General features: G+C 66.9%; 24 protein-coding genes. 8 read left to right on the forward strand and 16 right to left on the reverse strand.

The window, feature by feature from the left end:
- The first annotated feature begins 2 nt into the window (after positions 1–2).
- Positions 3–1,763 carry a type I secretion system permease/ATPase gene (locus J3A66_RS13410; protein WP_209569387.1) on the forward strand — a complete coding sequence of 587 codons (1,761 nt, stop codon included), beginning with the start codon at positions 3–5 and terminating at the stop codon, positions 1,761–1,763.
- Positions 1,760–3,073, forward strand: coding sequence for an HlyD family type I secretion periplasmic adaptor subunit (locus tag J3A66_RS13415; protein ID WP_107930497.1), 1,314 nt, complete (start codon positions 1,760–1,762; stop codon positions 3,071–3,073). Before J3A66_RS13410 ends, J3A66_RS13415 begins: the two co-directional genes overlap by 4 nt.
- A gap of 12 nt (positions 3,074–3,085) precedes the next feature.
- On the opposite strand, the gene J3A66_RS13420 is transcribed toward J3A66_RS13415, so the two are convergent.
- Together J3A66_RS13420 and J3A66_RS13425 are read right to left on the reverse strand one after the other, a co-directional pair.
- Positions 3,086–3,967, reverse strand: a complete 882-nt coding sequence (locus tag J3A66_RS13420) for a polysaccharide deacetylase family protein (RefSeq protein WP_209569388.1) — start codon at positions 3,965–3,967, stop codon at positions 3,086–3,088.
- Positions 3,968–4,069: 102 nt separating this feature from the next.
- Positions 4,070–5,014 carry a diguanylate cyclase gene (locus tag J3A66_RS13425; RefSeq protein ID WP_209569398.1) on the reverse strand — a complete coding sequence of 315 codons (945 nt, stop codon included), beginning with the start codon at positions 5,012–5,014 and terminating at the stop codon, positions 4,070–4,072.
- A gap of 549 nt (positions 5,015–5,563) precedes the next feature.
- On the opposite strand from J3A66_RS13425, the gene J3A66_RS13430 reads away from it, so the two are divergent.
- The 4 genes from J3A66_RS13430 to J3A66_RS13445 all read left to right on the forward strand — a co-directional run bounded on the left by J3A66_RS13430 (position 5,564) and on the right by J3A66_RS13445 (position 8,207).
- Positions 5,564–6,955, forward strand: coding sequence for an exopolysaccharide biosynthesis polyprenyl glycosylphosphotransferase (locus tag J3A66_RS13430; RefSeq protein WP_311725014.1), 1,392 nt, complete (start codon positions 5,564–5,566; stop codon positions 6,953–6,955).
- Positions 6,956–7,038: 83 nt separating this feature from the next.
- Positions 7,039–7,362, forward strand: coding sequence for a hypothetical protein (locus J3A66_RS13435; RefSeq protein ID WP_209569401.1), 324 nt, complete (start codon positions 7,039–7,041; stop codon positions 7,360–7,362).
- 1 nt (position 7,363) lies between these two features.
- The gene (locus J3A66_RS13440; protein WP_166746302.1) at positions 7,364–7,864 is read left to right on the forward strand and encodes a PilZ domain-containing protein; all 501 of its coding nucleotides are present in this window, start codon (positions 7,364–7,366) and stop codon (positions 7,862–7,864) included.
- A gap of 202 nt (positions 7,865–8,066) precedes the next feature.
- Positions 8,067–8,207, forward strand: a complete 141-nt coding sequence (locus tag J3A66_RS13445; RefSeq protein WP_156360375.1) for a hypothetical protein — start codon at positions 8,067–8,069, stop codon at positions 8,205–8,207.
- Positions 8,208–8,496: 289 nt separating this feature from the next.
- Here J3A66_RS13445 and J3A66_RS13450 read toward each other — a convergent pair whose 3' ends face one another.
- Positions 8,497–9,627, reverse strand: a complete 1,131-nt coding sequence (locus J3A66_RS13450; RefSeq protein ID WP_209569403.1) for a glycosyltransferase family 4 protein — start codon at positions 9,625–9,627, stop codon at positions 8,497–8,499.
- Positions 9,628–9,711: 84 nt separating this feature from the next.
- On the opposite strand from J3A66_RS13450, the gene J3A66_RS13455 reads away from it, so the two are divergent.
- A complete protein-coding gene (locus J3A66_RS13455) occupies positions 9,712–10,866 on the forward strand; it encodes a polysaccharide biosynthesis protein GumK (protein WP_209569404.1) in 1,155 nt (384 codons plus the stop codon).
- A 223-nt stretch (positions 10,867–11,089) separates the two neighbouring features.
- Positions 11,090–12,391, forward strand: coding sequence for a UDP-glucose/GDP-mannose dehydrogenase family protein (locus J3A66_RS13460; RefSeq protein ID WP_031396235.1), 1,302 nt, complete (start codon positions 11,090–11,092; stop codon positions 12,389–12,391).
- 66 nt (positions 12,392–12,457) lie between these two features.
- On the opposite strand, the gene J3A66_RS13465 is transcribed toward J3A66_RS13460, so the two are convergent.
- The 13 genes from J3A66_RS13465 to J3A66_RS13525 all read right to left on the reverse strand — a co-directional run bounded on the left by J3A66_RS13465 (position 12,458) and on the right by J3A66_RS13525 (position 25,672).
- Positions 12,458–12,862, reverse strand: a complete 405-nt coding sequence (locus J3A66_RS13465; protein ID WP_209569406.1) for a hypothetical protein — start codon at positions 12,860–12,862, stop codon at positions 12,458–12,460.
- Between the two features lie 150 nt (positions 12,863–13,012).
- Complete coding sequence (locus J3A66_RS13470; protein WP_031396237.1) at positions 13,013–13,255, reverse strand: XrtV sorting system accessory protein; 243 nt, start codon at positions 13,253–13,255, stop codon at positions 13,013–13,015.
- 296 nt (positions 13,256–13,551) lie between these two features.
- Positions 13,552–14,622 carry a hypothetical protein gene (locus J3A66_RS13475; RefSeq protein ID WP_209569408.1) on the reverse strand — a complete coding sequence of 357 codons (1,071 nt, stop codon included), beginning with the start codon at positions 14,620–14,622 and terminating at the stop codon, positions 13,552–13,554.
- Positions 14,615–16,069, reverse strand: coding sequence for a lipopolysaccharide biosynthesis protein (locus tag J3A66_RS13480; RefSeq protein WP_042467778.1), 1,455 nt, complete (start codon positions 16,067–16,069; stop codon positions 14,615–14,617). The genes J3A66_RS13475 and J3A66_RS13480 overlap by 8 nt, the downstream gene beginning before the upstream one ends.
- Positions 16,070–16,072: 3 nt before the next feature.
- Positions 16,073–16,903 carry a polysaccharide pyruvyl transferase family protein gene (locus J3A66_RS13485; protein ID WP_209569410.1) on the reverse strand — a complete coding sequence of 277 codons (831 nt, stop codon included), beginning with the start codon at positions 16,901–16,903 and terminating at the stop codon, positions 16,073–16,075.
- Entirely contained in the window at positions 16,900–17,631 is a 732-nt protein-coding gene (locus tag J3A66_RS13490; RefSeq protein ID WP_209569412.1) for a WecB/TagA/CpsF family glycosyltransferase, read from the reverse strand. The genes J3A66_RS13485 and J3A66_RS13490 overlap by 4 nt, the downstream gene beginning before the upstream one ends.
- Before the next feature lie 11 nt (positions 17,632–17,642).
- Positions 17,643–18,530 (reverse strand): CpsD/CapB family tyrosine-protein kinase, encoded by an 888-nt coding sequence (locus J3A66_RS13495; protein WP_037530233.1) that lies wholly within the window; start codon positions 18,528–18,530, stop codon positions 17,643–17,645.
- Positions 18,527–19,903 carry a GNVR domain-containing protein gene (locus tag J3A66_RS13500; protein WP_052149186.1) on the reverse strand — a complete coding sequence of 459 codons (1,377 nt, stop codon included), beginning with the start codon at positions 19,901–19,903 and terminating at the stop codon, positions 18,527–18,529. Before J3A66_RS13500 ends, J3A66_RS13495 begins: the two co-directional genes overlap by 4 nt.
- Entirely contained in the window at positions 19,887–21,200 is a 1,314-nt protein-coding gene (locus tag J3A66_RS13505) for an AAA family ATPase (protein WP_056673957.1), read from the reverse strand. The genes J3A66_RS13500 and J3A66_RS13505 overlap by 17 nt, the downstream gene beginning before the upstream one ends.
- Before the next feature lie 106 nt (positions 21,201–21,306).
- Positions 21,307–22,389 carry a glycoside hydrolase family 5 protein gene (locus J3A66_RS13510; protein WP_245337072.1) on the reverse strand — a complete coding sequence of 361 codons (1,083 nt, stop codon included), beginning with the start codon at positions 22,387–22,389 and terminating at the stop codon, positions 21,307–21,309.
- Between the two features lie 280 nt (positions 22,390–22,669).
- A complete protein-coding gene (locus J3A66_RS13515; RefSeq protein ID WP_160172665.1) occupies positions 22,670–23,488 on the reverse strand; it encodes a polysaccharide biosynthesis/export family protein in 819 nt (272 codons plus the stop codon).
- A 10-nt stretch (positions 23,489–23,498) separates the two neighbouring features.
- Complete coding sequence (locus tag J3A66_RS13520) at positions 23,499–24,743, reverse strand: outer membrane beta-barrel protein (RefSeq protein WP_081874419.1); 1,245 nt, start codon at positions 24,741–24,743, stop codon at positions 23,499–23,501.
- Positions 24,744–24,949: 206 nt separating this feature from the next.
- Complete coding sequence (locus J3A66_RS13525; protein ID WP_051916620.1) at positions 24,950–25,672, reverse strand: FCD domain-containing protein; 723 nt, start codon at positions 25,670–25,672, stop codon at positions 24,950–24,952.
- Positions 25,673–25,693 lie beyond the last annotated feature (21 nt).

Genomic DNA, 25,693 nt, shown 5'->3' on the forward strand with positions numbered 1-25,693 from the left:
CGATGATGCAGATGCTCGAGCACCGGCTGCCACTGCCGGTACGTGATGCGGTCAGGCAGTGCCGGTCGCATGTGGTGGCCGCTTTGCTGTTCAGCGCGCTGGTCAACATCCTGTACCTCGCGCCGACGCTGTACATGATGCAGGTCTATGACCGGGTGGTGCCGACCGGGGGCGTCGTCACTCTGGTGATCCTGACGCTGGTGCTCGGCGCGGCGATCGCCACGATCGGGGTGCTGGAGGCCCTGCGGTCGCGGCTGATGGTCAAGGTGTCGCTGCGGCTCGACCAGCGTGTGTCCCGGGCGATCCTGGCGCGGCTGATCGAGCGCGGTCACACCCGGCAGCGGGACCCGACGACCGCACAGGCGATGCGCGAGTTCGACACGCTGCGGCAGGTGATCACCGCGCCGACGCTGGTCGGGATCTTCGATGCGCCCTGGACGCCGATCTATGTTCTGGCCGCGGTGCTGATCCATCCGCTGCTGGGGCTGTTCATCATCGCCGCAGGCGCGTGCCTCGCGGTGCTGACATGGATGTCCGAGCGGGGGACGCGCGGGCTGATGAGCGTCGCGCACACCGCCAATGCCCGGTCGGCGATCGTCCAGGAGGATATCGCCCAGCAGGCCGAGCTCGTCCGCGCGCTGGGCATGGGCCGGGCGATGGTCGACCGGCAGATCACCGAACGCAGCGACGGGCAGGCGGCGCTGGCCGCGGCGCAGATGGCGACCGCACGCTATGCTGCGATCGCAAAGTTCATGCGGCTGTTCCTCCAGTCGCTGGCGCTGGGGCTCGCCGCGATCCTCGCGGTCCAGCGGCAGATCTCGGTCGGATCGATCATCGCCGCATCGGTGCTGCTCAGCCGTGCGTTGCAGCCGGTCGAGCTGCTGATCGGCGGTTGGTCGAACCTGCAGAGCGCGAACGAGGCGCTGAAATCGCTGAAGCAGTTGTTCGACACGGACGCGGCGGCGGCGCCCGCGACCGTCCTGCCGGCGCCGCTCGGCCGGATCACCGCGCGCAAGATCACCACGCGCAGCGGCGATGGCGCGGCGATGCTGCTGAAGGGCGTGAGCTTCGACCTGCAGGCGGGGCAGATGCTGGGCATCGTCGGCGCGTCGGGGGCGGGCAAGACGACGCTGATCCGCATCCTCGCCGGGGGTATCGCGCCCGAATCCGGACAGGTGCTGCTCGACGGCGCGGACTCGATCCTCTGGGATGCGCAGCGGCTCGCGCGGTACCGCGGTTATGTGCCGCAGGAGCCCGGCTTCCTGACGGGCACGGTGGCGCAGAACATCGCCCGGTTCGCCTATCCGAACGCGGTGGACCCGGTCTCGTTCGACCGGCGGGTGATCGACGCGGCCAAGGTCGCGGGGTGCCACGCGCTGATCCTGTCGCTGCCCGGCGGCTATGACTGTCCGATCGGGCGCGGCGGGCTGGCGCTGTCGGCGGGGCAGCGACAGCGGATCGCGCTGGCGCGGGCGATGTTCGACGACCCGCCGATCCTCCTGCTCGACGAACCCAATGCCGCGCTGGATGCGGAGGGCGAGGCGGCGCTGATGCGCGCGCTGGAGACCAGTCGCCAGCGCGGCGCGACGATCGTGATCGCGGCGCATCGCACCAGCGTGCTGGCCGCCGCGGATCGGCTGCTCGTCCTCAACGCAGGGTCGGTCGACTGCGAAGGTCCGGCCGAGGAGGTTCTGGCCGAGCTGGCGCGCCGCGCCGGCGGAAGCCGCGGCAATGTCGTCGGACTGAAGGGGGCTGTGTCATGAGCATGATCGACGATTCGGCGCGGGTAGAGATCCGGCGCGGCCTGCGCGTCGCGGCGCTGTTCTTCATCGGGCTGCTGGGGGGCGCGTCGATGATGCCGCTCGACGCCGGCGTCTATGCCCGCGGCGCGGTGATCGTGTCGGGCAAGCGGCAGGCGGTGCAGAACCGCGACGGCGGCATCGTCACGGCATTGCGCGCGGTCGAAGGCCAGAAGGTCGCCCGCGGGCAGGTGCTGCTCGAGATCGCGTCGGCGGACCTGCACGCGCTCGAACGCGGGATGACCGCCGAGCTGATGATGCTGTTCGCGCAGCGCGAACGCTTGCTCGCCGAACGCGACCGGCGCGCGGTGATGGCCGAGCCGGTCGAATTCCGCACGCTGCCGGCCGCGGACCGGGTGCTGGCGGAGGATGCGCTGCGCGGGCAGCGGTTGCTGCTGGCGGCGCGCCTGCGGACCGCGCAGACCGAGAAGGCGGTGTGGATGCGGCGCGCCCACGCCAATGCCGAACAGATTGGCGGGTTCGGCGAACAGATCGCGGCGAACCGCCGGCAACGCGCGCTGCTCGACGACGAGCTGACGGGGATGCGGGTCATCGCCGCCAAGGGCTTTGCCTCGATCAACCGGATCCGCGCGCTCGAGCGGACCCAGGCCGCGCTCGACGGCGAGCATGGCGCGCTGGGGGCACAGATCCTCCAGACGCGCGATGCGATCGGCGAAGCCGAACTGTCGGCCGCGGGCGTCGATCGCCGCCAGATCGAGGAGGTGGAGGGGAGCCTGCGCGATCTGCTGGTGCGGATGAACGAGCTGCAGCCCAAATTGCTCGCGGCGCGCGAACAGCTCGCCCGCTCGATGGTGCGCGCGCCGGTGGCCGGCACGATCGTCGGCCCGACGATCTACACCATCGGCGGGGTGGTCTCGCCGGGGCAGACGCTGATGGAAATCGTGCCCGATCGCAGGGCGCTGGTGATCGAGGTGCAGGTTTCGCCCGACGATGCCGACGACATGCGCCCCGGCCAGACGACGCAGGTCCGCTTCACCGGATTCCACGACCGCGCGATGCCCGCGCTCGACGCCCGGATCGACACGGTGTCGGCGGACAGCTTTACCGAGGAGCGGACCGGCAACCGCTTCTTCCGGGCGGAGGCGTCGTTGCTGCCGGAAAGCTATCGGACGCTCGTCGCGCTGAAGGGGCCCGGCGCGCTGACGCCGGGCATGCCCGCCGAGATCCTTGTCCCGCTCCGGAAACGGTCTGCGCTCGATTACCTGATCGGTCCGTTGAAGGAGAGCCTGTGGCGCGGCGGTCGTGAAGCCTGAGTGAGTGCGGGGTCAGGCGGCCAGCCCGTTCGCCTCGACATGCGCGGCGATGTCGCCGGCGGTGGTCCACCAGATGCGCGGATCGTTCGCCGCGCGGAGTTCGGTCAGCACGTGGGCCAGTGCGGGGACGCGGTGTGCCTGTCCCATGATATAGGGATGGAGCGCGATGCCGAGGACGAGTGGACGCCGGTCGCATTCGGACAGCAGCTGTTCGACGCCGTCGCGGATCATGGCCGCGAACGTCACCGCCTCCTGCTTGCGCGCGATGATCGCGGGCAGGTCGTTGATTTCCTGCGAATAGGGAATCGAGAGCAGTCCGCCATGAGAGGTGGCGAGCCGGGTCGGCTGGTCGTCATGTGCCCAGTCGAGGACATAACGATAGCCATTTTCGGCGAGCAGGTCCGGCGTGGCGTCGCTCTCCGAGATCCACGGCCCCAGCCAGCCGGTGGGACGCACCCCGAGTGTCGCCAGCCGCTCGGTCACGTCGGCGATCATCCGGGTCTCGTGCGGGTGCGCAAGGGATCCTTGCGCGGTCGCGTTGGTGCCGCCATGCGCCGCGATCTCGTCGCCGCGGTCGCGGCACGCCTCGGCCAGTCCCGGGCAGCGATCGAGGACGTCGGCGTTGAGCAACGCGGTGGTGCGCAGGCCCAGCCGATCGAACAGGTCGAACAATCGCCACGCCCCGACCCGGTTGCCATAATCGCGCCAGGCATAGTTCATCACGTCCGGGTCGGTCTGCGCGGGGGCCAGTTCCGGTCCCAGCCCGCCGCCGAAATCGAACACCTCGTAATTCACCCCAAAATAGATGGCGAGGCGGCGGCCGTCGGGCCAGTCATAGTCCGGGCGGTCGACGATCGGGCGATAGGCGTAGCGGCCATGGTGCGAAGTGCTCATCGCGCTGGAACGCGTGGGTCGCAGGATAGAAACGCCCTAATGCAGATACTTATCGAATCCATGATCGCAGCCGGAGCGAGCGAACCGTCGGGTCCGACCCGCTCAGCTGTCCACAGGGGCGAAACCCTCGACGGTGGCACGGTACAGATCGGCGCGGGCCTGGCTCAGGGCGGCGTCCTGGTCGTCGCCCTGGCCGACGACCAGTCCCGCGAGCGCGCGGACCGGGCCGATCCACGCGCCGCTGCCGCGCAGCCTGAGGCGGCGGGTTTCGAACGCGGCGATGGCTTCGTCGGCGAGATCGCGGGCTGCCGTCAGGGCGACGTCGGTCACGACGACGACGAATTCATTGCCGGTCCAGCGGATGATCTCCTCGTCGGGAAACACCCGTCGCAGGTTCGCGACAAAGGCGCTCAGCACATTGTCGCCGACGGCGTGACCGAAGCGCTGATTGACCCCGGCCAGATCGGCGACGCTGAAGATCATGAGGACATAGCTTCGCGCCTGTTCGGCGAGTTGTGCGAAGATCGGCCGCGCGCCCTCGGACGTCAGCGCGCCGGTGGCTGCGTCGCGCATCGGATCGTGCCGCGCCGTACCGAGCGAGCCGAGGTCGGACTGGAGCCGGGCGACGTCGCGGCGCAGCTCGGCCAGCTCGCGTTCGGCATCGGCCAGTCGCGTCACGAGCAGTGTCGCATCGGGCCAGTTCTCCGCCTCGCTCGCCATCGCGCTGACGTCGTGGCTAAGCGACCGCGTCAGCGTCTGCGCATCGGTGGTCAGCGCGCCGAGCTGGTTCGCGCGTGCGGTGACCGCGCTGTCGCGTTCGGCGGTCGTGTCGCGCTTGATCGCAAGATGGCGTTCGCTGAGCGTTTCGAGCGCGCGTGCGGTCAGCCTCAGGCCGCCATCCGTCTCGGCCGCCACGGCGCGCGCCAGATCCGATCCGGGATCGGCGACCACGGCAAGCGCGAAGGTATAATTTTCAGCAACCGGTGCGAGACGATGTGCCTCGAGAAAGGCGAGCGCGTCGCGCGCCGTACGAAAAGCCTCTGGCATGCTTGTCTCGAACCTTTTTATGTACTGGATTGTACAACGCGGGATCGCGCGCGTCCGTTTCATCCCGCCGCCCCCTAGCGCGAAAGAGCATGCGATCAATCCTTGCGCGACGATCGGTTCCGCGTTCGGGGGCGTGTCGCGGCTACGGGCGGCGGCTGATCGCGGGCGGCAACGGCGCGGTTTTTCTTATGATGGGGGGCATGTTCCGGGATGGGACGGCCCGCCGGCGCCGGTTGTCCGCTATAGAGGGGTATGTTGCGCCAAGGGGGGAGTCCGGTCGTACCGGTTTCAGTTCATTGCCGGGGTAGCCGCACCGGGCTGCTGGGCGGTGCTGCGCGCATGCTGGGGGTGCTGCGGCGACGGCAAGGTGGTGGCGGTGGCATCGCGGCGGCGGGCCGCGTTGCGCAGGCGGCGCGGTGCGTGCCGACCGGGTGGCGCCCCGATGGGATGAGCCGCGCATCTCGGCTCTGGTTTCTTCAAACCGCCTATGGCAGAGCCTTGGCCCTGCTGAGCATAAGTCGAGATTGTGGCGGGCAGGGAGCTGGCACTGTGGAAAATACTAAAGTTACCGGCACGCGCGGTGCAGTGTTCGATCGTATTGGCTCGACCTCGCATCGTCACCAACTGCGCATCGCTCTTTATATCCTGCTGGTGTTTGCTGATCTGCTCGCGGTGGTTGCTGCATTCGAGCTCGGTATATTTGCAAAATATGGCCGTTTTGCTGTTACGTCGCATATGAACGTCGTCATCGTCACGGCGCCAATATATGTGCTGACGGCGTTCAATAATGGCGCCTACTCGATTGACGTGCTGCGCAAGGCCCGGGCCGGCATCATGCGCTCGGCGACGGCGCTTTTACTAGCCTTTTCAAGCTTTTTGTTCATCTCCTACTATTTCCGGGCGGTGCAGGCGGAATCCCGCGGCGTCATCAGCATCGGAATGCTCGGCAGCTTCGTGCTTCTCGCAGTCTTTCGATTGGTCATCGATCGGTTTGTCCGCCTGACGATTGGCGGCAACGTGACCACCGATCTGGTGATCTTGGACGACGTCGAGTTCGCGGTGCCTGCACATTGCAAAGTCGTCGAGACGCGGGCCGCGAACCTTCGCCCGAACATGCAGGATCCGATGATGCTCGATCGACTCGCGCGCCAATTGCGCGGTGTCGACCGCGTCGTGATCGCCTGTCGGCCCGACAAGGAGCGCGAATGGGCGATGCTCCTGAAGGGGGCGGGCATTCGCGGCGAGATTATTTCGAACGAAATCGACCAGGTCGGCGCGATCGGGCTCGACACTTTCGTCGGGCGGTCGACCCTGGTCGTCGCGGTCGGACCGCTGAGCACGCGCAACCGGATGATCAAGCGGACGTTCGATCTGGCCTTTGCGGTGCCCGCGCTGATCGTCGTGCTGCCGCTGCTGCTGATTACCGCCGCCGCGATCAAGATCGACAGCCGCGGACCGGTCTTCTTCCGGCAGGATCGCGTCGGGCGGGGCAACGCGCTGTTCAAGGTGTTCAAGTTCCGGTCGATGCGGGTCGAGCAGTCGGACGCCAGCGGCAGCGTTTCGGCGTCCCGCACCGACGACCGGATCACGCGCGTCGGTCGCGTGATCCGCGCGACCAGCGTCGACGAGCTGCCCCAGCTGCTGAACGTGCTGCTCGGATCGATGAGCATCGTCGGGCCGCGACCGCATGCATTGGGGTCGCTGGCGGGACAGCAGCTGTTCTGGGAGGTCGATGAACGCTATTGGCACCGTCACGCGCTCAAGCCGGGGATCACCGGTCTCGCGCAGGTGCGCGGATTCCGGGGTGCGACGCATCGCCGCGACGATCTGACGCAGCGCCTTCAGGCCGATCTGGAATATATCCTGGGCTGGTCCGTGTGGCGCGACTTTGGCATTCTCGTGTCTACGGTACGGGTCGTTGTGCACCGCAACGCATTCTAGTGCACCGTAAAACACGTACAAAAAATGCCGCGGCCGCAATTTAACATACGCTTTCTTAACCACCAGTATGGCATGGTGTCGTCATGCCCCTTCACGCACCTCTTGCTAACCTGGCTGACACCGTATCGCCACATGCGGCGTTTCGTGGCGGCGATCCGCTTTCCGGCGCTACGACGGATTCGTTCGACGGGGCGCGTTCCGTCGCAGACCCGCTCGCGGCCGAGCTTCAGGTCGTCGACCCGCGTGCCGCCAACCCGTTGGCCGGCGACCGGATCGATTACGAGAACTGGCTCCTTCCGGTCGAGCCCGCCTCGTTGGGTGAACGCGCGATCCGGGCCGGTTCGACCATCGCCGGCGTGGCGGTCTTCGCCGCGGCGCTCGCTGGTGTCCTTGCCTGGATCATCTAGCGTGCGGGCGGAGATGACGGCGATCGAGCCGGTGGCCGAGCGCCGGCGAAAGCCGAGTCGTGCGGCAATAGCGCGCGCGAGCACGGTTCGTGCCGCCGATGCGCGGGCGATCGACGTCCGTGTCGAGGATCTGTCCGAAGGCGGTTTCCGTTTTTCCAGCGCCAGCGTCCTGCCGGTCGGCGCCCATATCCGCGTCGGCCTGGCCGGTGCGGGGCAGGCGACGGCGCGGATTGCGTGGCGCGACGGTGAAGCGCATGGCTGCGCGTTCCAGCCCCTGCTGACGAACGACCAGATCCAGTCGGCCTTCACGCACACGATCTGCGAGTCCGCAGTGCTGTCGTTGATCCCCGACAGCGCGGTGGTGCCGATGCCCGCCGCGGGTGCGGCGCTGGCGCCGCCGCAGCGCTTTGCAGCGCCGGTGCGGCTTATCCTGCTGGTCGTGGCGAGCTGCGCATGCTGGGCTCTCGCGACGCTGCTGCTGCGCGGACTTTCATCGTTCTGAACCGACGCTGACGCTGGTGTGGTGGTCTGCGCGTTGCAGCCCTGCTCCGGGGGCGTTTGCCGGCCTTGCCGACCCGTTGAACGCACAAGATTTTCAGGATCTTAGCTAATTTCGCGCTAGTCTAGATATTAGTATTGATTATTTATGACCCCTGTCCCATGTTGAGACAAGACGGTTGAAACGACCGCTGAGGAGAGTGTTCATGACTGCGCTTCCCGGCCCGGCTATCCAGGCCCCATCCTATCCCGAAATCCCCTCGGCCGTGCTCGGTCTTATCACTGGCCTCGCGGTTAGCGTTGCGCTCTGGGCACTGATCGTCCTGATGGCGTTCTTCCTGGCCTAATTTCAAGCACATGGGCGGTCGCTAATCTCGCGTCCGCCTGTGTCTGACGATTCCGGTCGTCGAATTGCCAAAGTGCTTCGGCGCTCGAGATATGACCGTTCGCCTTCGCCGTAGTGTCCGCGGTGATTCTCAGCCCTGAGCGTTCGCCCGACCCGCTTGAAGCAACAGGGCTTGTTCGCTCGCGGTAAACTCGGCTTTGGCGATGTGGGCATAGTGATCGATGCCGAGCGACGATGCGCTCCTCCTCAGCGAATCGCCCCGGAAAACGCGGCTAAGTACCTCGATGTTCTCAGCCCTGCACGCCGCGTTTCCGCAGGACATCTTCATACACATCGGCGAACTGCCGCGCGACGCTGCGCCAGTCATAGGCCAGACTCGCGGCGATGTTGTTTCCTCGGTTCGACTCATAGGCGGCGCTCGCATCGCGGTGCGCGGCTTCGATCCGGGCCGCGCCCGCCTCGACATCGTCAATGTCGAACAGGATGCCGCTGCCGGACGAGCGGACCAGCCGACGGAACGGCGGGATGTCGCTGACGATCGGGGTCAGGCCAGCGGACAGGCCTTCGACCACACTCAGCCCGAAGCCTTCGTAGCGTGACGCCGAGCCGATATAGCTGGCCTCGCCGATCAACGCCTTGATACCCTCGTCACTGGGCGAGGGCACGAGCGTGACCGCCCGTTCGGTACCGGTCCGGCGCATATGCTCCTCGATCTGTGCAGGCGTGACGTCGGCCGGGCCGCCCGCGATGATCAGCCGCCAGTCGCCGTGAAGCCGGCCGAGCGCGGCCACGAGGTCGATCAGGCCGGTGATGTTCTTGTTCGAGGAAAAGCGGCCGATATAGATCATCGTCCGGGTCGGCTGTGGCGACCCTGCACCCTGCCACTTGCCGATATTGACGCCATTCTCGATCGTCACCGTCTTGCTCGCGGCGATCTCGTTGAACCGGGCGGCGTCGCTTTCGCTCGAGGCGATGATCCGGTCATAGGCGAGCGACGAAGCGCGCGTGACGCTGGCGAAATAGGCGAGCTTCAGCCGGCTGGCGAAATCGGTGTGGAAGAAGCCGCCATGCGTCGAGGCGACCATCGGCCGGCGGTGGAGCGGGCGGGTGAGCGCCATGCCGTCGAAGAACGAATCGATCGCATGGACATGGACGATGTCCGCCTGACCGAGATGCTGCAGCACGGTGGGCGCGAGCGGATAGCGCGTCGAGCCGCGGAACGGGATTCGCTGCACGGGCACGCCCTGATAGGTGTCGCGCGGCGGCAGCGTCGCGTCGAGACGCGAAAACTGCCGGTCGAGCGTGACCACCGACGTCGTGATTCCGCAGTCCCGCTTGAGCGCGACCGCGAGATTGCTGACGGCGTCTTCCAGCCCGCCAATGGCCGGATAAAATTGACGAACGACGTGAAGAACGTGCATCGGCTTCCCAACGTGATCCAGATTGCCAGCCCCTTTGTCTGATTACGGCCAACCGTCCAGCCCAAAGTCGATGGAGTGTCATGCATGTCCGATAAGCCAGCGCCGGCGCAGCCAAAGCGTTCCCGTGTCGTCATCCTGTCGGCATTTCAGGATTACCGGACGCCCAAGCGCGCGAGCATCCACCAGGTCGCGCATGCGCTGGCGCAGGATGGCTGCGACGTGTCGTTCATCTCGACCCGGTTCAGCCTGATCTCGAAGCGGAAGGGCGATTCGCGCCTGTTCCTGTGGGACCAGGCCAATGCTTGGCACAAGGTGGACGGCGTCAATTGCTATCTCTGGCGGACGCCGCTGCATCCCTTTGCGACCAACAACGCGGTCGCCGATGCGGTGATGGCGAAGCTGTTTCCGCTGTTCGCCAGGCTGCCCAATGCCGATATCGACGGCGCATTCCAGGCGGCGGACTATATCGTCATCGAATCGAGCGTTGCAGCGATCTTCATCGACCGGATCAAGCGGCTCAACCCGACCGCCAAGATCATCTATTACGCCACCGACCGGCTCGATACCGTCGGTGCGCACCCCTATGTCCGCCGCCATCTGGTGAAGAATGCGCGGCATATCGACCATGTCTGCCTGCGGTCGACCAAGATGGTGTCGGATTTCCTGTGGGCGAAGGATCGCCTGTACCGTGCCGAATTCGGGATCGATCCCGCCGACTTCGAGACCGTCGGGCCGTCGCCCTATACTGCGCAGCGCAATGCCGTAGCGGTCGGGTCGATGCTGTTCGACGAAAGCTTCTTCCATGCGGTCGCGCCGCAGTTTCCCGATGTGCATTTCCACGTGATCGGCTGCGGGAAGAGCTTCAAGGGGCCCGACAACGTGTTCGTCCACAAGGAAATGCCGTTCCGCGCCACGCTGCCCTATATCAAGCATGCGAGCATCGGCATCGCCCCCTACCGGCTGGCGCCGGGGGTCGAGTATCTTGCCGAGTCGAGTCTGAAATTGGGACAATATGAATATCTGCAGATCCCCGCGGTCTGCCCCGATTTCGCGGTCGGAGCGAACCCGTTCCGCGCCGGCTATGTGTCAAACGATCCGGCGTCGATGATCGCGGCGACCGAAAAGGCGCTGGCGCTGGCGGGGCAGGTGCCCGCGCGGCATTTCTCGACCTGGACGGAGGTCGCCGACCGCGTGCTTCGTCCCGAAAACTACCCTGACGCCCGCATCGTCGCGGACTGAATGAGCGGGGCTGGCGCGTCGCCCGCGGGCGCGGGCCGGCCCGCCAACCCTCTCGGATATCGGCGTTTGATCGGTATCGGCACGGATCGCTGGAGCAGCGTACCGGCCCGCCGCATCAGGTGAACCACCTTATTGATGGCTGGCGGTTCATCTTCTAGGAGTTCCGCCGAATATCAATGTCCGTACGACGATCGTAGGGACCAACATCGTCTGAGGGATTATAATGCGCATAGCGATGGTGGGATCGGGTTACGTTGGTTTGGTGTCGGGCGCATGTTTCGCCGATTTCGGACATGACGTCATCTGCATCGACAAGGATGCCGGCAAGATCGCGGCGCTCGAAAACGGCATCATGCCGATCTACGAGCCGGGTCTGGATGCACTGGTGGCGCGCGGCGTCGAAGCCGGGCGGTTGCGCTTCGGTACCGATCTTGCCGCAAGCGTGAAGGGCGTCGACGCGGTCTTCATCGCCGTCGGTACGCCGTCGCGGCGCGGTGACGGTCATGCCGACCTGTCCTATGTCTATGCCGCCGCCGAGGAAATTGCCGGCGCGATCGACGGCTTCACCGCGATCGTCGACAAGTCCACGGTCCCGGTCGGCACCGGCGACGAGGTCGAGCGGATCATCCGCCGCGTCAATCCCGATGCCGATTTCGCGGTCGTGTCGAACCCCGAATTCCTGCGCGAAGGCGCCGCGATCGACGATTTCAAGCGTCCCGACCGCGTTGTGATCGGCAGCGACGACGAGAAGGGTCTGGCGGTCATGCGCGAGATCTATCGTCCGCTCGCCCTCGGTCGGTCGCCGCTCGTCGAGATGAGCCGGCGTGCTGCCGAGCTGACCAAATATGCCGGCAACGCGTTCCTCGCGACCAAGATCACCTTCATCAACGAGATCGCCGATCTGTGTGAGAAGGTCGGCGCGGACGTGCAGGACGTTGCGCGCGGCATCGGCCTCGACAACCGTATCGGCTCCAAGTTCCTGCACGCAGGCCCCGGCTATGGCGGTTCGTGCTTCCCCAAGGACACGCTCGCGCTGCTCAAGACCGCGCAGGATCACGACGCGCCGCAGCGCATCGTCGAGGCGGTCGTCGCGGTGAACGACAATCGCAAGCGCGCAATGGGCCGCAAGGTCATCGCCGCCGTCGGTGGCGACGTTCGCGGCAAGACGATCGCGGTGCTTGGCCTGACCTTCAAGCCGAACACCGACGACATGCGCGACAGCCCGGCGATCGCGCTGATCCAGACGCTGCAGGATGCCGGCGCGACGATCAACGTCTATGATCCCGAGGGTCATGAGCAGGCGAAGGCGGTCATCAAGGACGTGACCTATTGCACCGGTCCCTATGAGACGATGGAGGGCGCCGAGGCTCTTGTCATCGTGACCGAATGGGACATCTTCCGCGCGCTCGACTTCAAGCGCGTCAAGTCGCTGCTGGCGTCGCCGGTGCTCGTCGACCTGCGCAACATCTATCCGCGCGACATGGTCGAGAAGGCCGGGCTGACCTATCACGCGGTCGGCCGCTGATCGACCGGGACAGGCGGCGCGCCGATCAGCGCGCCGCCTGTCTAACTAAGCCACGGGCCAGTCCGGTTATTCGACCAGGCTGGCATATTGCATATGATCCGGGTCCCGCATGGTGTCGGGAGGGATGACCGCATCGTCCGTGTCGCTGGTGGCTGGTGTGCCCGCGTCGGCACCGATCGCCGCTGCAGGCGGTGCCGCTGCTGCAACCGCAATACCGGATTCGCTCGGTCCGGCCCCCGAGCTGACGACGACGATCCCCGCCTGTTCGGGCGCTTCGACCGCGGATCCGCAGGCGGCGAGCATCGCCAGCGCCGCGATGCCGACCATGCCGCGCAGGGCAGCGCCGATGCGGGCAGGTCGGCCACCATCATAAGTTGAGCGCGGCAGGACGCGGTTCAGGGCATGCGGGCGAGCGGCCGGGGCCGTCGCGGCGGACGCGACGGCGCGATGCGCGTCGTGGATCAGGGGCATTGGAAATTCTCCGTTGGCACCCGATCCTTCATCCGGCCGGTGCAAAGGAGGCCTCTTCAAACCTGGTTAGCGGCGGGTTTAGGGTAATGCAGATCCTGTTCTACCATGATCAACCGCTGCTGCCGGGGCCGGCGCGTCCAGCCGGCCGGATCAGCGCCCGGGCAGGGATGGGCGCAGCACGTAGATGATATAGCCGACACTGGCCGCAAGCACGAGCACGGCGGGGATCGCATAGCCTTCGTTGCCGAGCCAGTTGCTCAGCGCACAGGCGATCGCGGGCGGCAGATAATGCCACACCGTATCGACCGGCTCATCCTCCATCGAGCGTTGCAGATAGAGTAGCGCCAGGCCCGCAAATACCGCGACGCTCAGCCAATCGTAAATTGTTTCCATGATATACTTCCCAAGCCGCCCGGAACCCGGTCGGCGCCACATTCCGTCAGAGGCGATCCCTATGCCCGGTCCTTCTAGATTTTCTCATCGTCTCGGGCAAATGCAGTATCTTGCCCCCGCTCTCGCGGTGGGACTGCCCTGACGACGACCACGGCGCTGCGCCCGACCCCGAGCGGGCGCGACGTCGAGGCCTGACGGGCTCGCGACCGAGCAGGTGCAGTCGGGGATCAGCCAGCGTCAGGCGGTGCTGTGCAAGGCGGCGAAGATCGACGATGCGAAGGGCTTCGCGCCCAAGGTCAGCCCGACGCCACCTTCTTGAATTGCGCGAGCATTGCCTCGGACAGTCGCATCGGATCGAGCGGCTCCAGATCGGGGCGGCCGCCCGGCGGGCTGGTGCGAAGCGTGTCGATGCTTGCGCGCAACGCCGGCGGCGCGAGCGGAGGATCGAACAGCGTGACCCAGCCGCCGGCGATCTCCGCCGCGAGGCTGGGCAGCGTGCCGACCGCCGGGGCGAGCAGCGGGCGGTCGAGCGACAGGGTAACGAGCGCTGTGCCCGAATTGAGCGTCGACGTCTGGTTCATCATACAGGCGTCGCAGGCGGCAATCGCCGAGGCGAAGCGCATGTCGTCGAGCGGGCCGGCTACGATACGGATCGTCCCGTCGGATCGCGCCGCGACGCCGGCCAACTGCGCGGCGATGTCGTCATCGCCCGCTTCGCCCGCGATCAGCAGCATCTCATCGGGCCGGCGGATCGCGAGGAACGCCTCGGCGGCCTCGACGAGGTTCTTGCTGGGGCGCAGCGACCCGATCATGCCGAGCACCCAGATACCGTCGGGGATCGCCCAGGCCGCGCGCGCTTCGGCCCGAGGGATCGCGGGATAGTCCTCACGGTAATGCGGGTGCGGAATGATCGTCCCCGCCACCGCCTCGATTGCCGGATGCGCGGCGCGATAGCGCTCGAGCGAGGCAGCGGACAGGCCGATCAGGTGATCGATCTGGCCGAGGAGCCGTGCATGATAGGCGTGCCAGATCCGGTGCCGCCAGCCGGTCAGGTCGCGGTGCGGCGTGACATTGTGCGCGGTCACGACGAGCTTGCCGCCCGATTGCCGGATCCGCCGCGCGGCGTTCAGCACACGCGCTGCCTTGGCCGCGACGATCGCCGGGTTGTTGCTGCCCGAGCCTTCGAAGATCCCCTCGGGCCAGTGGATATGGAAGATGTCCGCGGCGGGGATGCGCCGCATCAGCGGACGGAACGCGGTGACCGAGGCCGAGGGCGCGCGGAACGCGCCGTACATGCGGCGGACATAGGGGTTGAGGTCGCTCGGATCACCGGCGGGCCAGGCGAGGACGCGGAGCGGATCAGCCACGGGCCACCGCCGTCCGCGCGAAGCGGATGAGCGCGAGCATGTCGCGGCGGCCGATCACGAACAGCGCCGCGGCATAGACGACCGCACCGACCGCGACGTGGATGACCAGCGCGAGCAGCGGGGAGGGGACGTCGATCGTCCGGTGCAGCAGAAGCAGCGCCCCGACCATCACCGCGGATGCGGCAAGCGAGGGTGCTATGCGGGCAGCATAGGCCATCGGTTTTATCCTCAGCAGGTGGAGGGCCGCGCCGACCGAGAGCGGGTAGAGCAGGACGGCGCGGACGGTGAAGCCGATCGCGAGCGCCTGGAGACCATAGCGCACGACGACGAGAAACAGCGATATGTTGCTGACCGCGTAGATCGAGGTGAGGACCGTCTGCCAGTGCGGCTTGTCCTTCACCAGGATGATCGCCTGGTTGTACTGGCCGATCGTCGTCAGATAGGCGGTGCCGGCGATGATCGAGATGATCGGTGCCGCTTCCATCCATTTCGCGCCGAGCGCGACGCGCACGACCAGATCGCTGACCGCGATGAGCGACAGGAACATCGGCGCGGTGATCGCGGTGGTGAACGATACCGCGTTCAGAAACGCGCCGCGAAGCCGTTCCTCGTCGTCGCGAAGTCCGGCAAAGGTCGGCAGCGCGACGCGCGACAGCGCGGATGCCATCAGCTGGTTGAGGCCGAGCAGGATGCGCTTGGCAGCGTTGTAGATGCCCGTCGCCGACGCGCCGAGATAATAGGACGAGAAGAAGGTGTCGCTCTGCGTGTTGGCGAAGTTGGTGAAGCCGGTGATCGCGACGTGCCGGCCATAGCGCCAGGTCGCGAGCAGCTTTGCCCGTTCGACGCGCAGGCTCGGCCGCCAGTCGCTAACGACCCAGAGAAGGATCGTCGACAGCAAGGAGGTGGTGAGCTGCTGGACGACGAGCGCAGTCAGGCCCCAGCCGTTCATCGCGAGGAACAGGCCCGCACCGCCGCCGACGAGGAGCGCGAGGATCGAGCGGATCGCGAGCGGCTTGAACAGCAACTGGCGCGTCATCCACGCCTCATGCGTGCGCGACAGCCCCGAACTGAGCAGCAGGACGGAGGTCAGCCGGAGCGCGAACTCGATCCGCTCATTGTGCATGATCTCCGAGATGAACTGCGCCGACAGCAGCATCAGCGCCGCGCCGATCACCGCGCCGATCTGGATCAGCAGGAAGCAGGCATTGTAGTCGCCGGCGTCGGGCGCACCGCGCGAGACGATCGCGGTGGCGAAGCTTTCGACCGAGATCTGCTTGAACAGCTCGACGAAGAGCAGGCAGGTGGCGAGGATGCCGAAATCGGCGACCGGGACGAACCGCGCGGTCACCAGAAAGACCAGGAGGTTGATGACCTGGACGAGCGCGCTGTTGACGACCGACCAGATTGCGCCGCGTCCGACCTGTTTACCTAATGAGGGGGCAGCCATGACTCACTCCCACAAATCGTGCGGGAATGTCGCGAGCAGTGCCTGGGGATCGAAGGATATCGGCGGTGCGCCCCCCATTTCGAGCGCTTCGGCGACGCTGTTCGCGGAGTCGATGCCGGATCGTCCGGTCCCGCGCGCATAATCGTCATATTTGAACGGCGGCTCGGTCTCGGTCAGGCGCACATGCCGCGCGGGAATGCCGAAGGCCTCGGCGATCACGACGCCGTGGAGCGAACTCGCGAGCACCAGATCGGCGCCGACGATCTGCTCGACGACCGCGTTCCAGCCGCGCAGCGGCGATACGAACGGCAAGCCGAGCGTCGGCGCGAGCGTGAGGTCGTGGAGGTTGGGGACGAACAGGACCGGCCGGGCGCTGTGCCGCTTGAACCGGTCGGGGAACAGCGTCGGCAGCAGCAGCGCGGGGTCGCCATAGACCGCCGGGACGTTCAGCCCGCGCTCCGCGAGGAAGGCCGCGGTCAGCGGACCGCGGACCGCGCGGATGTCGAGTGCGTCGAAGGCGTGGCGGTCGGCGGGAATCTTGCCGTTGACGCCCGAGCCCCAGACGGTGTCGCCGGTCTTGGCGAAATGCATCACCGATCCGACCGTGAACAGCGTCGCGTCGCGCGCCGTCTCCTCGTCGAGGCTGCGGCCGTGCAGCGCGAGAACACGCTCGGCGACGACCGTCGCGAGCCGGTCGCCGAAATTGATCGCGCTGCCCGCGGGACGCCATTCGAACACGTCGACGCGCGGATAGCGGTCGTCATAGGACGGTGGCGGCGCGTTACGCAGGCGCGAGAGTGCGCGGTGCAGGCGAGGAGGCATCATCTGTTTCATCGCTTCATCCGTTGTCCGAGTGTCGCGGCCAGGAAGGTCGCGTTCCCGACCAGATAGCGAGACGCCATCCGTCGGGGCTCCTGCAGAAGGCGGAAGGTCCATTCGATGCCCGCGCGCTGCATCCAGAGCGGCGCGCGGACGAACTGGCCCGCAGTGAAATCGAGAAAGGCGCCGATGCACAGGATCACCGCACCGACCGCGCCCGCATTGGCGGCCGCCCATTTTTCCTGACGCGGCTGTCCCATGCCCGCGAGCACGAGCCGCGCGCCCGATGCGCGGATCCGCTCCGACAGGGCGGGTGCCTCGTCGGCGCTGAAAAAGCCGTGATGGCTGCCCGCGATACGGATGTTTGGGAAGCGCTCTGCAAGGATCGCGCCGGCCCGCTGCGCGACGCCCGGCGGGCTGCCGAGCAGGAAGACGCCCGTTCCCGCCGGCAGCGCGGCGAGCACCGCGGGCGTCAGGTCGGTGCCGTTGAGATTGGCCGGGAAGCGCGTGCCGTAGAGCAGCCGGCTGGCGATATCGACGCCGCTGCCGTCGTTGAAGAACACGCCCGCCCGCGTCGCGGTCACGAAGGCGGGATCCGCCCGCGCAAGGTTGACGCTGTGCGCATTGCAGAAGCCGAAGATGGCCGGACCGTCGCCTTCTACCGCGGCAACGACCTGTGCAACGGCACCCGGTACATCGGTGGCGACCACATCGATGTGGCCGATTCGCCGAATCTCCATCATGCCCACCATGCTCAATCGATCAGGATCGAGCCGAGCACGGGGGTGGCATGCTCCTGCAGCACGGCCGCGGCGTTGCGCAGCGCGCGCGCATCCGACCGGTTGCGGCGCGCGACGATGATCGCCGCGTCGAGCCCGAAACACGCCTCGAGCTGTGTCGCGCTGGCGGGGCCGGCATCGAAGATCACCAGCCCATAATGATCGCGCAGCGGATCGAGCGTGTTGGCGAGACGCTGGCGATCGAAGAGCTCGGACGCGTTGGGGACGCTCGGGCCCGCCGACAGCAGCGACAGGCCGGGGATCGCGGTGGTCTGGGCAATCGCCTCGACGCGGCCGCCCGACGACAGCAGCGTCGACAGACCGGTGCGGTTGGGCAGGCGGAACAGCCCGTGCTGACGCGGTGCGCCGATGCCGCCATCGACCAGCAGCGTCGAATAGCCGGCCTGGGCGCACGCGACCGCGAGATTGGCGGTGAGCACGGTGGTATGCAGCGTTTCGTCGTCGATCCCGATCATCGCGATCCCCTGAAGCGGGGAGCCGTCGGGACGGACGTCGCGCGTCACGATCGCGCGAATGTCGCGCGCGGTGACCGCGATGGGATCGTCGGGCGCGAATGCAGCGACGACGAGCGGATCGACGCGCTCATCGCCCTCGGGAAGAACCGTGAAGCCTTGTTGCAGCTCGATCGCGCGGCGCACCTGCTCCTCGGTCGCAAAGCCGAGCTGGACCGCCGCCTCGCCGAACAACAGCCCGGTTTCAGCCTGGCGATGCTCGATCTGGCGATGCGCCTCGGGCGACAGCGACAGCAATTTGCCCAGAAGCTGCCGCTGGCTGGGCGCTTCGGCGCCCGGCGCGACCGCGGGACGAACGACATTTGCCGTTTCGCTCGAACGAAGCCTCATGACGTCTGCCTTCCACCCAGCAGCGACGCGACGCGCGACTGCGAAAACGATACCGAGCCCAGCACGGGCACACCCATGGCCGTCGCTGCGCCACTCGACGTCCGCACCCGCGGCCGCCACAGTTCGAGCGCCAGCGCCGTCCCCGCCGCCAGCATCCCGCCCAGCACGAGGCCGAGCGCCAACCGCATCGGTACGTTGGGCGAGGAGGGGAACATCGGCGGCTGCGCGACGTCGAGCTGGACGACGTTGGTCGACGGCGCCTCGCTCTGCAGCCGCATCGTGCCGAGACGCTGGGTCACGGTGTCATAGGCCGCGCGCGCCGAATCGACGTCACGCTGAAGCACGTCGAGCTCGGCGCGGTCACCCGCGAGCGACAGCATCTTGCCGCGCTGCTGGTTCAGCAGGGCGCGCATCTGGCTTTCCTTGCTGCTCGCCGCACCGCTGGCGACGCGCACCGCATTGGTGCTCGTCCCGGTCTCGACCGCGAGCCGGCGACGCAGCGCCGACAGTTCCGCCTCGGCGGCCTGACGCTGCGGGTGGTTCGGACCGAGATCCGCGCTGAGCTGTGCGACTTCGGCCGTCTTGGCCGAGATCTGCGTGCGCAGACCCTGGACGACACCGGCCGACTGCACGTCGAGCCCGGTGCTGCCGCCGCCAGCGCGCGCGCCGGCATCCGCCGCCGCCGCTTCGGCTGCGGTCAGCTGGCCGGACAGTTCGGTCAGGCGGGCGGCGTCGGTGTTGTTGGTCGTCGTGTCGACGATCCCGGTGCGACGCTGGAACGCGGTCAGCCGGCCCTGCGCCTGCTCGAGCGCGGTGCGGACCTCGCGCGTGCGATCCTCGAACCAGCGCGAATAGGTGCGGGCGGGATCGGTCTGCAGTTGCAGGCGCGCATCGAGGTAGCTGGTGGCAAAGCCGTTGGCGACCTGGGCCGAGAATTGCGGATCGGCCGATTTGAAGCGGATCGCGAGCACGCGCGAGGTCCGGCCCGGTATGACCTCGAGCCCGCCGAGCAGCTGGCGACCATACCAGGCGTTGACGTCGCCGGCGCCACCGGTGCGCGCACGCCACTGGTCAGCAACCTGCGGGTTGGCGGCAAGCTTCAGGTCGCGGACGACCGCGGCGGCGATCGCCTCGCTCTGCAGGACGTCGGCCTGGGTCGCGACGAGCGCGGCCACGCCATCCTGCTGCGGCGCCGCCTCGTCGGTTACAGACTGGGCCGGGCCACCGTCGAACAGCAATGAGGACTGCGCGACATAGGTCTTGGGCGTGACGGCCGTCCAGAGTGCGACCAGCACGACGATCAGCAGAATGATCGCCAGCTCGATACGCCAGCGCGCCTTGAGCGACGCGATCAGATCAGCGGGTATTAGCAAGGTTGCTCTCCTGCGGTGCGCCAAGCCGGGCCGCCGTGGTGGAAACAGGGGTCGTCATCAACAGCGCGATCAGCATCTGCGGCGCGGTACTGTCACGGAAATACACGCCATCGTGTTCGCCGTCATTGCCCCGTTCGCGGACCAATGCGGGGTCTAGCATCGAAATGGCACGATCATATCGATCGGTATCAAGCAAAACGACGTCCATCGTCGCGGCGGCGCGGGCCAAAGCCTCGAGCGCATCGCGCTGTTCGATCGTGCAGCCGAGCACGACCTTCGCGAACAGCCGTGCATCGGGCTCGTTCATCTGCGCCCAGTGACTGAACGCATCGACGAAGCCGGTGCGGGTATGCGCCTTGGTGACGATATCCGCGTCGCTGCTGACAGCGGCGAGCGACGAATGCCCGGCCAGCATGCGCAGGTGATAGGGCGAGCCACAGGCGGCATCGGCGATCATCGCGCGCGCATCGGTATCGAAGCGGACGCCGGTATTGGCCTCGCCACGTGCGATCAGCGCGTCGACGCTGTCGGCGCCGATCCGGCCCAGCGACACGATCCGCATGTGCCGGCGGAGCGACGGGTGGCCAGCGACGACGTCGGACACGGTCCGCGCGATCCCGACCAGCACGAACAGCACCGGGACGAGCGCGTCGGACAGCAGCTTCATCGCCGCGGCGACGTCGCTCTTCACGCTCGCATCCTCGATCCGGTCGAACTCGTCGAAGATCAGGATCGTCGGCGCGGTGACGCGGTCTGCCACCAGATCGACGAACGCCCGCGGGCCGAAATTGGCCGGCATCTGTTCGAGCTTCTGCGCAAAGGCACGCTGTCCGCCCGGCGCGAAGGCTGCGGGCGGGAGCGCGTCGAGATAGAGCCGGATGATGTCGGCGAAGGTCGCATGCGGTTCGCACGCGAAATAGAGCACGACGGCGCCCGATTCATCCGCATGCTCACCGAGCACCCGCACCAGCGACGTCTTGCCCGAGCCGCGTGCGCCGTGGATCACCGCATGCTGGTGAAAGTCGAGCGTCGCGGCGAGCAGATGGTCGAGCTCGACCGCGCGTCCGAACAGTTCGCCGCGGGTTCGCACCGGGCGTGCGGCATCGAACGTGTCCGCGATCCTGCGCCGGTCGCCGATCAGCCGCGTCGCGGTGCTTGCCGGGGCGGGATCCGCGGGCAGGTCGACGACCGGCGCGGCGGGCGGGGTGTAGCGATGCGTCAGCTCGATCACGGGGGGCTCGGCCCATCCGCGGCCGTCCAGCCAGCGCGTCAGCGATGCAATCCATGACTTCAACATAATTCTTGTATCTGCCTTGCCGATCCGGGGAGCGGGTACGCGACGTTGCTGCAACGCACAATAGGATTGCCGTACGGCTCCACGGGGCCACTATACCCTGTGATCATTAAGATTTGTGCCGTATCAGGATAGACATTTGCGGTTTGTCCCCGGTCTTGTCGGGTTGCACGCTGTACATATACGGCCCCCACAGGGCGCCGCCTGCCCAATAGGTCCAACCGAGCCAGACGTCCGAGCCCGCGTCAAGTGTGCCGAGCACCGCATCGAGCGCGGCGAGGCAGTTCGGGTCGCTGCTGGCGCCGAATTCGCCGAGAAATCCCCGTGCCTTGTTGGCGCGCAGCCAAGCGGTGGCCGAATCGAATGCCTGTGCGGCGGCCTTTGGCGACACGCATTCCGGATGCGTTCCCGAGGAGTCGGCATCCGGATACTGGTGCATCTCGAACGCCATGTTGTTCGCCGGGTCGACGAGCGTTTTCAGCGCTTCGCCGTTCGAGTCGCTGCCTTTCGTCCAGGAATGGGCACCCGACCAGTTCGTTCCCGGGACGAGCACCAGATTGCGCGCGCCTGTCGCGCGGATCGCCTGTAACGACGCCTCCGCAATCGGTCGCCACGCCGTGGCGGAGAGGCCATTGGGTTCGTTCATCACGCCGAACGCGATGCGCTGATCCCCGGCATAATGGCGGGCGAGGCGGGTCCAGAGGTCGGCGAGCATGGCGCCGCGCGGGTCGATCTGGTCGAGCCGTTGTCCCCGGTATTTGGCGTAATTGTGCACGTCGAGGATGATCAGGCCGAACCCGCCGAGCCCCGCGATCGATTCGTCGAGCCGTGCGAGTTCCGCGGCGTCGATCGGGGCATTGGGCCGCGGTTGCAGCCGTTCCCAGAGAACGGGCACGCGGATCGCGTTCATGCCCGCGGCGACGAAGGGCGCGGTCTCCTGTGGCTTGGGGTAGAAATAGTCGAAGCCGTAGCGCCCGGGAATGCGCTTGGAGGCAAAGCCGCCCGTCGCGATGTTGACGCCGGTATAGCGCGGATGCGCAGGCTTGCGCGGCCCAGTCGCGGAGGGGGCATCGGCGGCGGGATCGAGCGTGATCGGCAGACCGGTTCGCGCGGGCGCAATCATGACCGCAACGCCGGCCGTCGCGACCAGCGCAGCGCCTCCCAGCGCGATGAACAGGCCGTTATGTCGCATCGGCACGCCCATCACCCAAGCCGGTGACCCGTGCAAGCATCACACGACCAACGCCGGGGGAATCGCGACGGCTGGCCCGGGTAGCGGGGTGCGCCGGCGCTGGCGGCACGGGACATGGCGGGGCACTAGGGCATGAAAAAGGGCGCCCCGTTGCCGGAGCGCCCTCTTCTCAGGCCGTGGCCGCAGACGTCAGGCTGTTGCGAAACAGACCTGGCGACGACGAATGCGCAGGGCATCGCATGAAACGAGACATCCCGGCCGCCGGAATCCGATCACTGATTCAGAGCCATTTTTCGTTGATGAAGACCGAGTCCTCGGCCTTGAGTTCGCCGTCGAGATCGACCTTCTTCAGCTTCTCGCCGTCGCGGAAGATCGTGACGTTCCGCGTCGATCCGGCGAGCGTCGGACCACCCGCGCGGGCCAGCGCCTGGCGAACCGTCATCCCGGTCTTCAACGGGAAGGATCCGGGCGAATTCACCTGGCCATAGACATAGATGACGGGCGCGACCGGAACGAAGAGCGTGTCCTTCGCCTCGAGCAGCGTCGCCGCGCTCCATTCGCCGCTGAGGTCCGACAGGAGGATACGGTGTTCGACCGGATCGCCGACGCGCTTCAGGATCGCAAAGTCCGCGCTGGTCCCACGCGTGCCGCCCGCGCGGGCGAGCGTCATGCCGACGGTCAGCTGCAGATCGAGCGGATAGATGCCGGGGGTTCCGACCTCGCCGAACACGGTCACCGAACTGCTGACGAACTGCGTGACCTCAACATTGACGACGGGCTTGACGAAATAGCCGCCGCTCCGCAGCCGGGCGGCGATATCCGCGGCCAGCTCGCGCGCGGTCTGGTTGCGCACCTGGACCGCGCCGAGGAACGGCAGGGTGATCGTGCCGTCGCTCTTGACGCGCGTCTTGACCACCTGGCCCGGGCCCTGGCCGAAAATCGTCACCTCGACCTCGTCATCGGGGGCCAGGCGATAGCCGTCGTTGGGTACGGCACCCGCCGGCGCGGGTGTCGGGCGCGCGGTTGGTACCTGCGCCCCGGCGGCCGCAGCGGCCATGAGCAACGGCAGAACAAGCGAATGCGCCATGCGGATCTTCATCATCATCCCCTTAGAAACGGGCCGTGACACCCGCCGATGCGGATGTGGCCGTATAGTCGTAAATCGCATTGTCCGCCGTGCGGCGCTGGTGAGCGACGTTCAGGCTGAGCCGCAGCGACCGGTGAAAATCGAATGCATAGCTTCCGCCGACGACGTTCAGCCTATCCTTGCCGCGTGGTGGTTGAAGCGTAAGCGCCAGATCCTCGCCGCGCGGGTCGCGTCGCGCGCGCTGGGCGAACAGCGTGGCGGTGCTACGCGCCGAGAGCAGATAGGACACGTTGAGGTTGTAGCTGTCGGCGATGATATAGGTCGCGCCAAACGAGCTCTGATTCTGCACCGCACGGCGGCCGGAGCCGACGATCGTGAACCGGGGCACCGGGCGTATCGTCACCTGCGCGTCGAACGACGGGCCGCTGAAGGACGGCACGGCCGCGCGCTTGGGGTCGGCATGCGTGATGCCGCCGCCAAGCCGGAAGCTGACGCGCGGCGCGACCGAACGTTCGAAGACCAGCTGGACGTCGGTGATCATCGTCGAATCGTCGATTCCGGTCAGATCCTCGATACCCGGGCGCGCGATCTTCGCAACCGAGCCAATGAGCTGCAGCGTACCGAGGCTGGGCCGCCCATAGCCGATCCCCGCGCGCAGCGCGGACTGGTTCGTGTCCAGAACCTTGCGGCTGCTGTTGGTGAGCGACACGCGGTTGACACCGACCGCGGGAAAGAAGCCCGCCGCGGCGCGGCAGCTCGCGCCGACGTCATAGACCTGGCGCAGGAAGCTCTCGGTCACCACGGTGTTGGTGTCGCCGAGATCGAACTGCGCGCGTTCGAGCGCCGCGCTGCCGGTCACGCTGCAGGGCGCGCCGACCGGGGTCGTCACGCTCGAGGTCAGGTTGATCCGCTCGCGATCGAGGCCGCTGAACCGGGTGTTGAAATCATAGCCGACCGTGCCGCCGGCGGTGACGCGGGTGCGTCCGAAGATGCGGTTCAGATCGACCGCCAGCGCCGGCGAAACGCGGATATTGTCGCGTGGCCCGCTCCCGCGCGCGTCGTTGAGACGCAGCACGTTGCTGTCATAGACACTGGTGATCACCGGCACGACACGAAACCGGTCGACATTGCCCGCGACGGGCACGCTGACGGGTGTGTTGACGTTGACCGTCTGTGCCTGCGCACCGCTCACCAAACCGCCAGTCATCGCCGCCGCGAGCGCGACCTTGCCGATCCGTGCAGTTCGCTCGTCTCGAGCCCTTCGCATTGTTTCCCGTCATGTTTTCAATTGCTACCCGCATGATGCGCGGTCGCATTTGTCCTTCGAGCTATTCCGGCGCTTGTCAAATCTCGACTCGCGGCACCGGGCCCAAGGGCATCGCGTCTCGATAAGTGAAAAGCGCGATCAGGTCGAGTGACGGCGTCGCACGGTGCTGTCCCTTGATCGTACACCGGGTCGCGACGATTCGGGTGTCAGGCCTCGGCGATCAGGCTGAGAACGTCGCCGATCAGGCGTCGCATCGCGTCGCGCGCACCATCGGCATCGCGCGCGGCGATCGCGACGGCGACCGCGGCATGGTCGGCGATGTTCGCGCTGCGCCCCTTGATCCGGTTGGTGAAGCGGATCGAGGTGCGAAGCGCGGTTTCGACCACCGACTGGAACTGTGCGTAGAAGGGGTTGCGCGACGCGCGCAGGACGGCGACGTGGAACGCGATGTCCGCGTCGAGCGGATCGTCATAGCTGCGCTCAGCAGCGGCCATCCGCGCCAGCCCCGCCTCGATCGCGACCATGTCCTGTTCGGTATGGTACAGCGCCGCGAGCGCCGCCGCTTCGGGTTCGATCCCGATCCGCAGCTGGTTGAACTGCTGGAGCAGCTCGACCGAAAATTTGCGGTCCAGCAGCCAGCGCAGCACATCGGTGTCGAACAGGTTCCAGCTGCTCGCTGGCTGGACGATCGTGCCCTGTCGCGGGCGCGCGCTGACCAGTCCCTTGGCGGTCAGCATCTTGACCGCCTCGCGGGTCACCGATCGGCTGACGCCATGCGCCACCGCGATCTCCGCCTCGGTGGGGAAGGGCCGATCCGTATATTGGCCGGTCACGATGGCCTTGCCGAGCAGGTCGAGCATGCCATGCGTAAGGTTCCGTCCCAGATCCCGATTCTCCAGGGCAACGACGTCGGTCAGCACACGCTCCATAAAGCCTGTGTGGCGCAAACC

The organism is Sphingomonas sp. PvP018 (genome assembly GCF_017876865.1).
Lineage (GTDB): Bacteria > Pseudomonadota > Alphaproteobacteria > Sphingomonadales > Sphingomonadaceae > Sphingomonas > Sphingomonas aerolata.

Bases quoted from the DNA above. Each gene is read 5' to 3' on its own strand.
- J3A66_RS13410 (WP_209569387.1), top strand. From the start codon at position 3: ATGATGCAGATGCTCGAGCACCGGCTGCCACTGCCGGTACGTGATGCG.
- J3A66_RS13415 (WP_107930497.1), top strand. From the start codon at position 1,760: ATGAGCATGATCGACGATTCGGCGCGGGTAGAGATCCGGCGCGGCCTG.
- J3A66_RS13420 (WP_209569388.1), bottom strand. From the start codon at position 3,967: ATGAGCACTTCGCACCATGGCCGCTACGCCTATCGCCCGATCGTCGAC.
- J3A66_RS13425 (WP_209569398.1), bottom strand. From the start codon at position 5,014: ATGCCAGAGGCTTTTCGTACGGCGCGCGACGCGCTCGCCTTTCTCGAG.
- J3A66_RS13435 (WP_209569401.1), top strand. From the start codon at position 7,039: ATGCCCCTTCACGCACCTCTTGCTAACCTGGCTGACACCGTATCGCCA.
- J3A66_RS13445 (WP_156360375.1), top strand. From the start codon at position 8,067: ATGACTGCGCTTCCCGGCCCGGCTATCCAGGCCCCATCCTATCCCGAA.
- J3A66_RS13450 (WP_209569403.1), bottom strand. From the start codon at position 9,627: ATGCACGTTCTTCACGTCGTTCGTCAATTTTATCCGGCCATTGGCGGG.
- J3A66_RS13455 (WP_209569404.1), top strand. From the start codon at position 9,712: ATGTCCGATAAGCCAGCGCCGGCGCAGCCAAAGCGTTCCCGTGTCGTC.
- J3A66_RS13460 (WP_031396235.1), top strand. From the start codon at position 11,090: ATGCGCATAGCGATGGTGGGATCGGGTTACGTTGGTTTGGTGTCGGGC.
- J3A66_RS13465 (WP_209569406.1), bottom strand. From the start codon at position 12,862: ATGCCCCTGATCCACGACGCGCATCGCGCCGTCGCGTCCGCCGCGACG.
- J3A66_RS13470 (WP_031396237.1), bottom strand. From the start codon at position 13,255: ATGGAAACAATTTACGATTGGCTGAGCGTCGCGGTATTTGCGGGCCTG.
- J3A66_RS13480 (WP_042467778.1), bottom strand. From the start codon at position 16,069: ATGGCTGCCCCCTCATTAGGTAAACAGGTCGGACGCGGCGCAATCTGG.
- J3A66_RS13485 (WP_209569410.1), bottom strand. From the start codon at position 16,903: ATGAAACAGATGATGCCTCCTCGCCTGCACCGCGCACTCTCGCGCCTG.
- J3A66_RS13490 (WP_209569412.1), bottom strand. From the start codon at position 17,631: ATGATGGAGATTCGGCGAATCGGCCACATCGATGTGGTCGCCACCGAT.
- J3A66_RS13495 (WP_037530233.1), bottom strand. From the start codon at position 18,530: ATGAGGCTTCGTTCGAGCGAAACGGCAAATGTCGTTCGTCCCGCGGTC.
- J3A66_RS13505 (WP_056673957.1), bottom strand. From the start codon at position 21,200: ATGTTGAAGTCATGGATTGCATCGCTGACGCGCTGGCTGGACGGCCGC.
- J3A66_RS13510 (WP_245337072.1), bottom strand. From the start codon at position 22,389: ATGCGACATAACGGCCTGTTCATCGCGCTGGGAGGCGCTGCGCTGGTC.
- J3A66_RS13515 (WP_160172665.1), bottom strand. From the start codon at position 23,488: ATGAAGATCCGCATGGCGCATTCGCTTGTTCTGCCGTTGCTCATGGCC.
- J3A66_RS13520 (WP_081874419.1), bottom strand. From the start codon at position 24,743: ATGCGAAGGGCTCGAGACGAGCGAACTGCACGGATCGGCAAGGTCGCG.
- J3A66_RS13525 (WP_051916620.1), bottom strand. From the start codon at position 25,672: ATGGAGCGTGTGCTGACCGACGTCGTTGCCCTGGAGAATCGGGATCTG.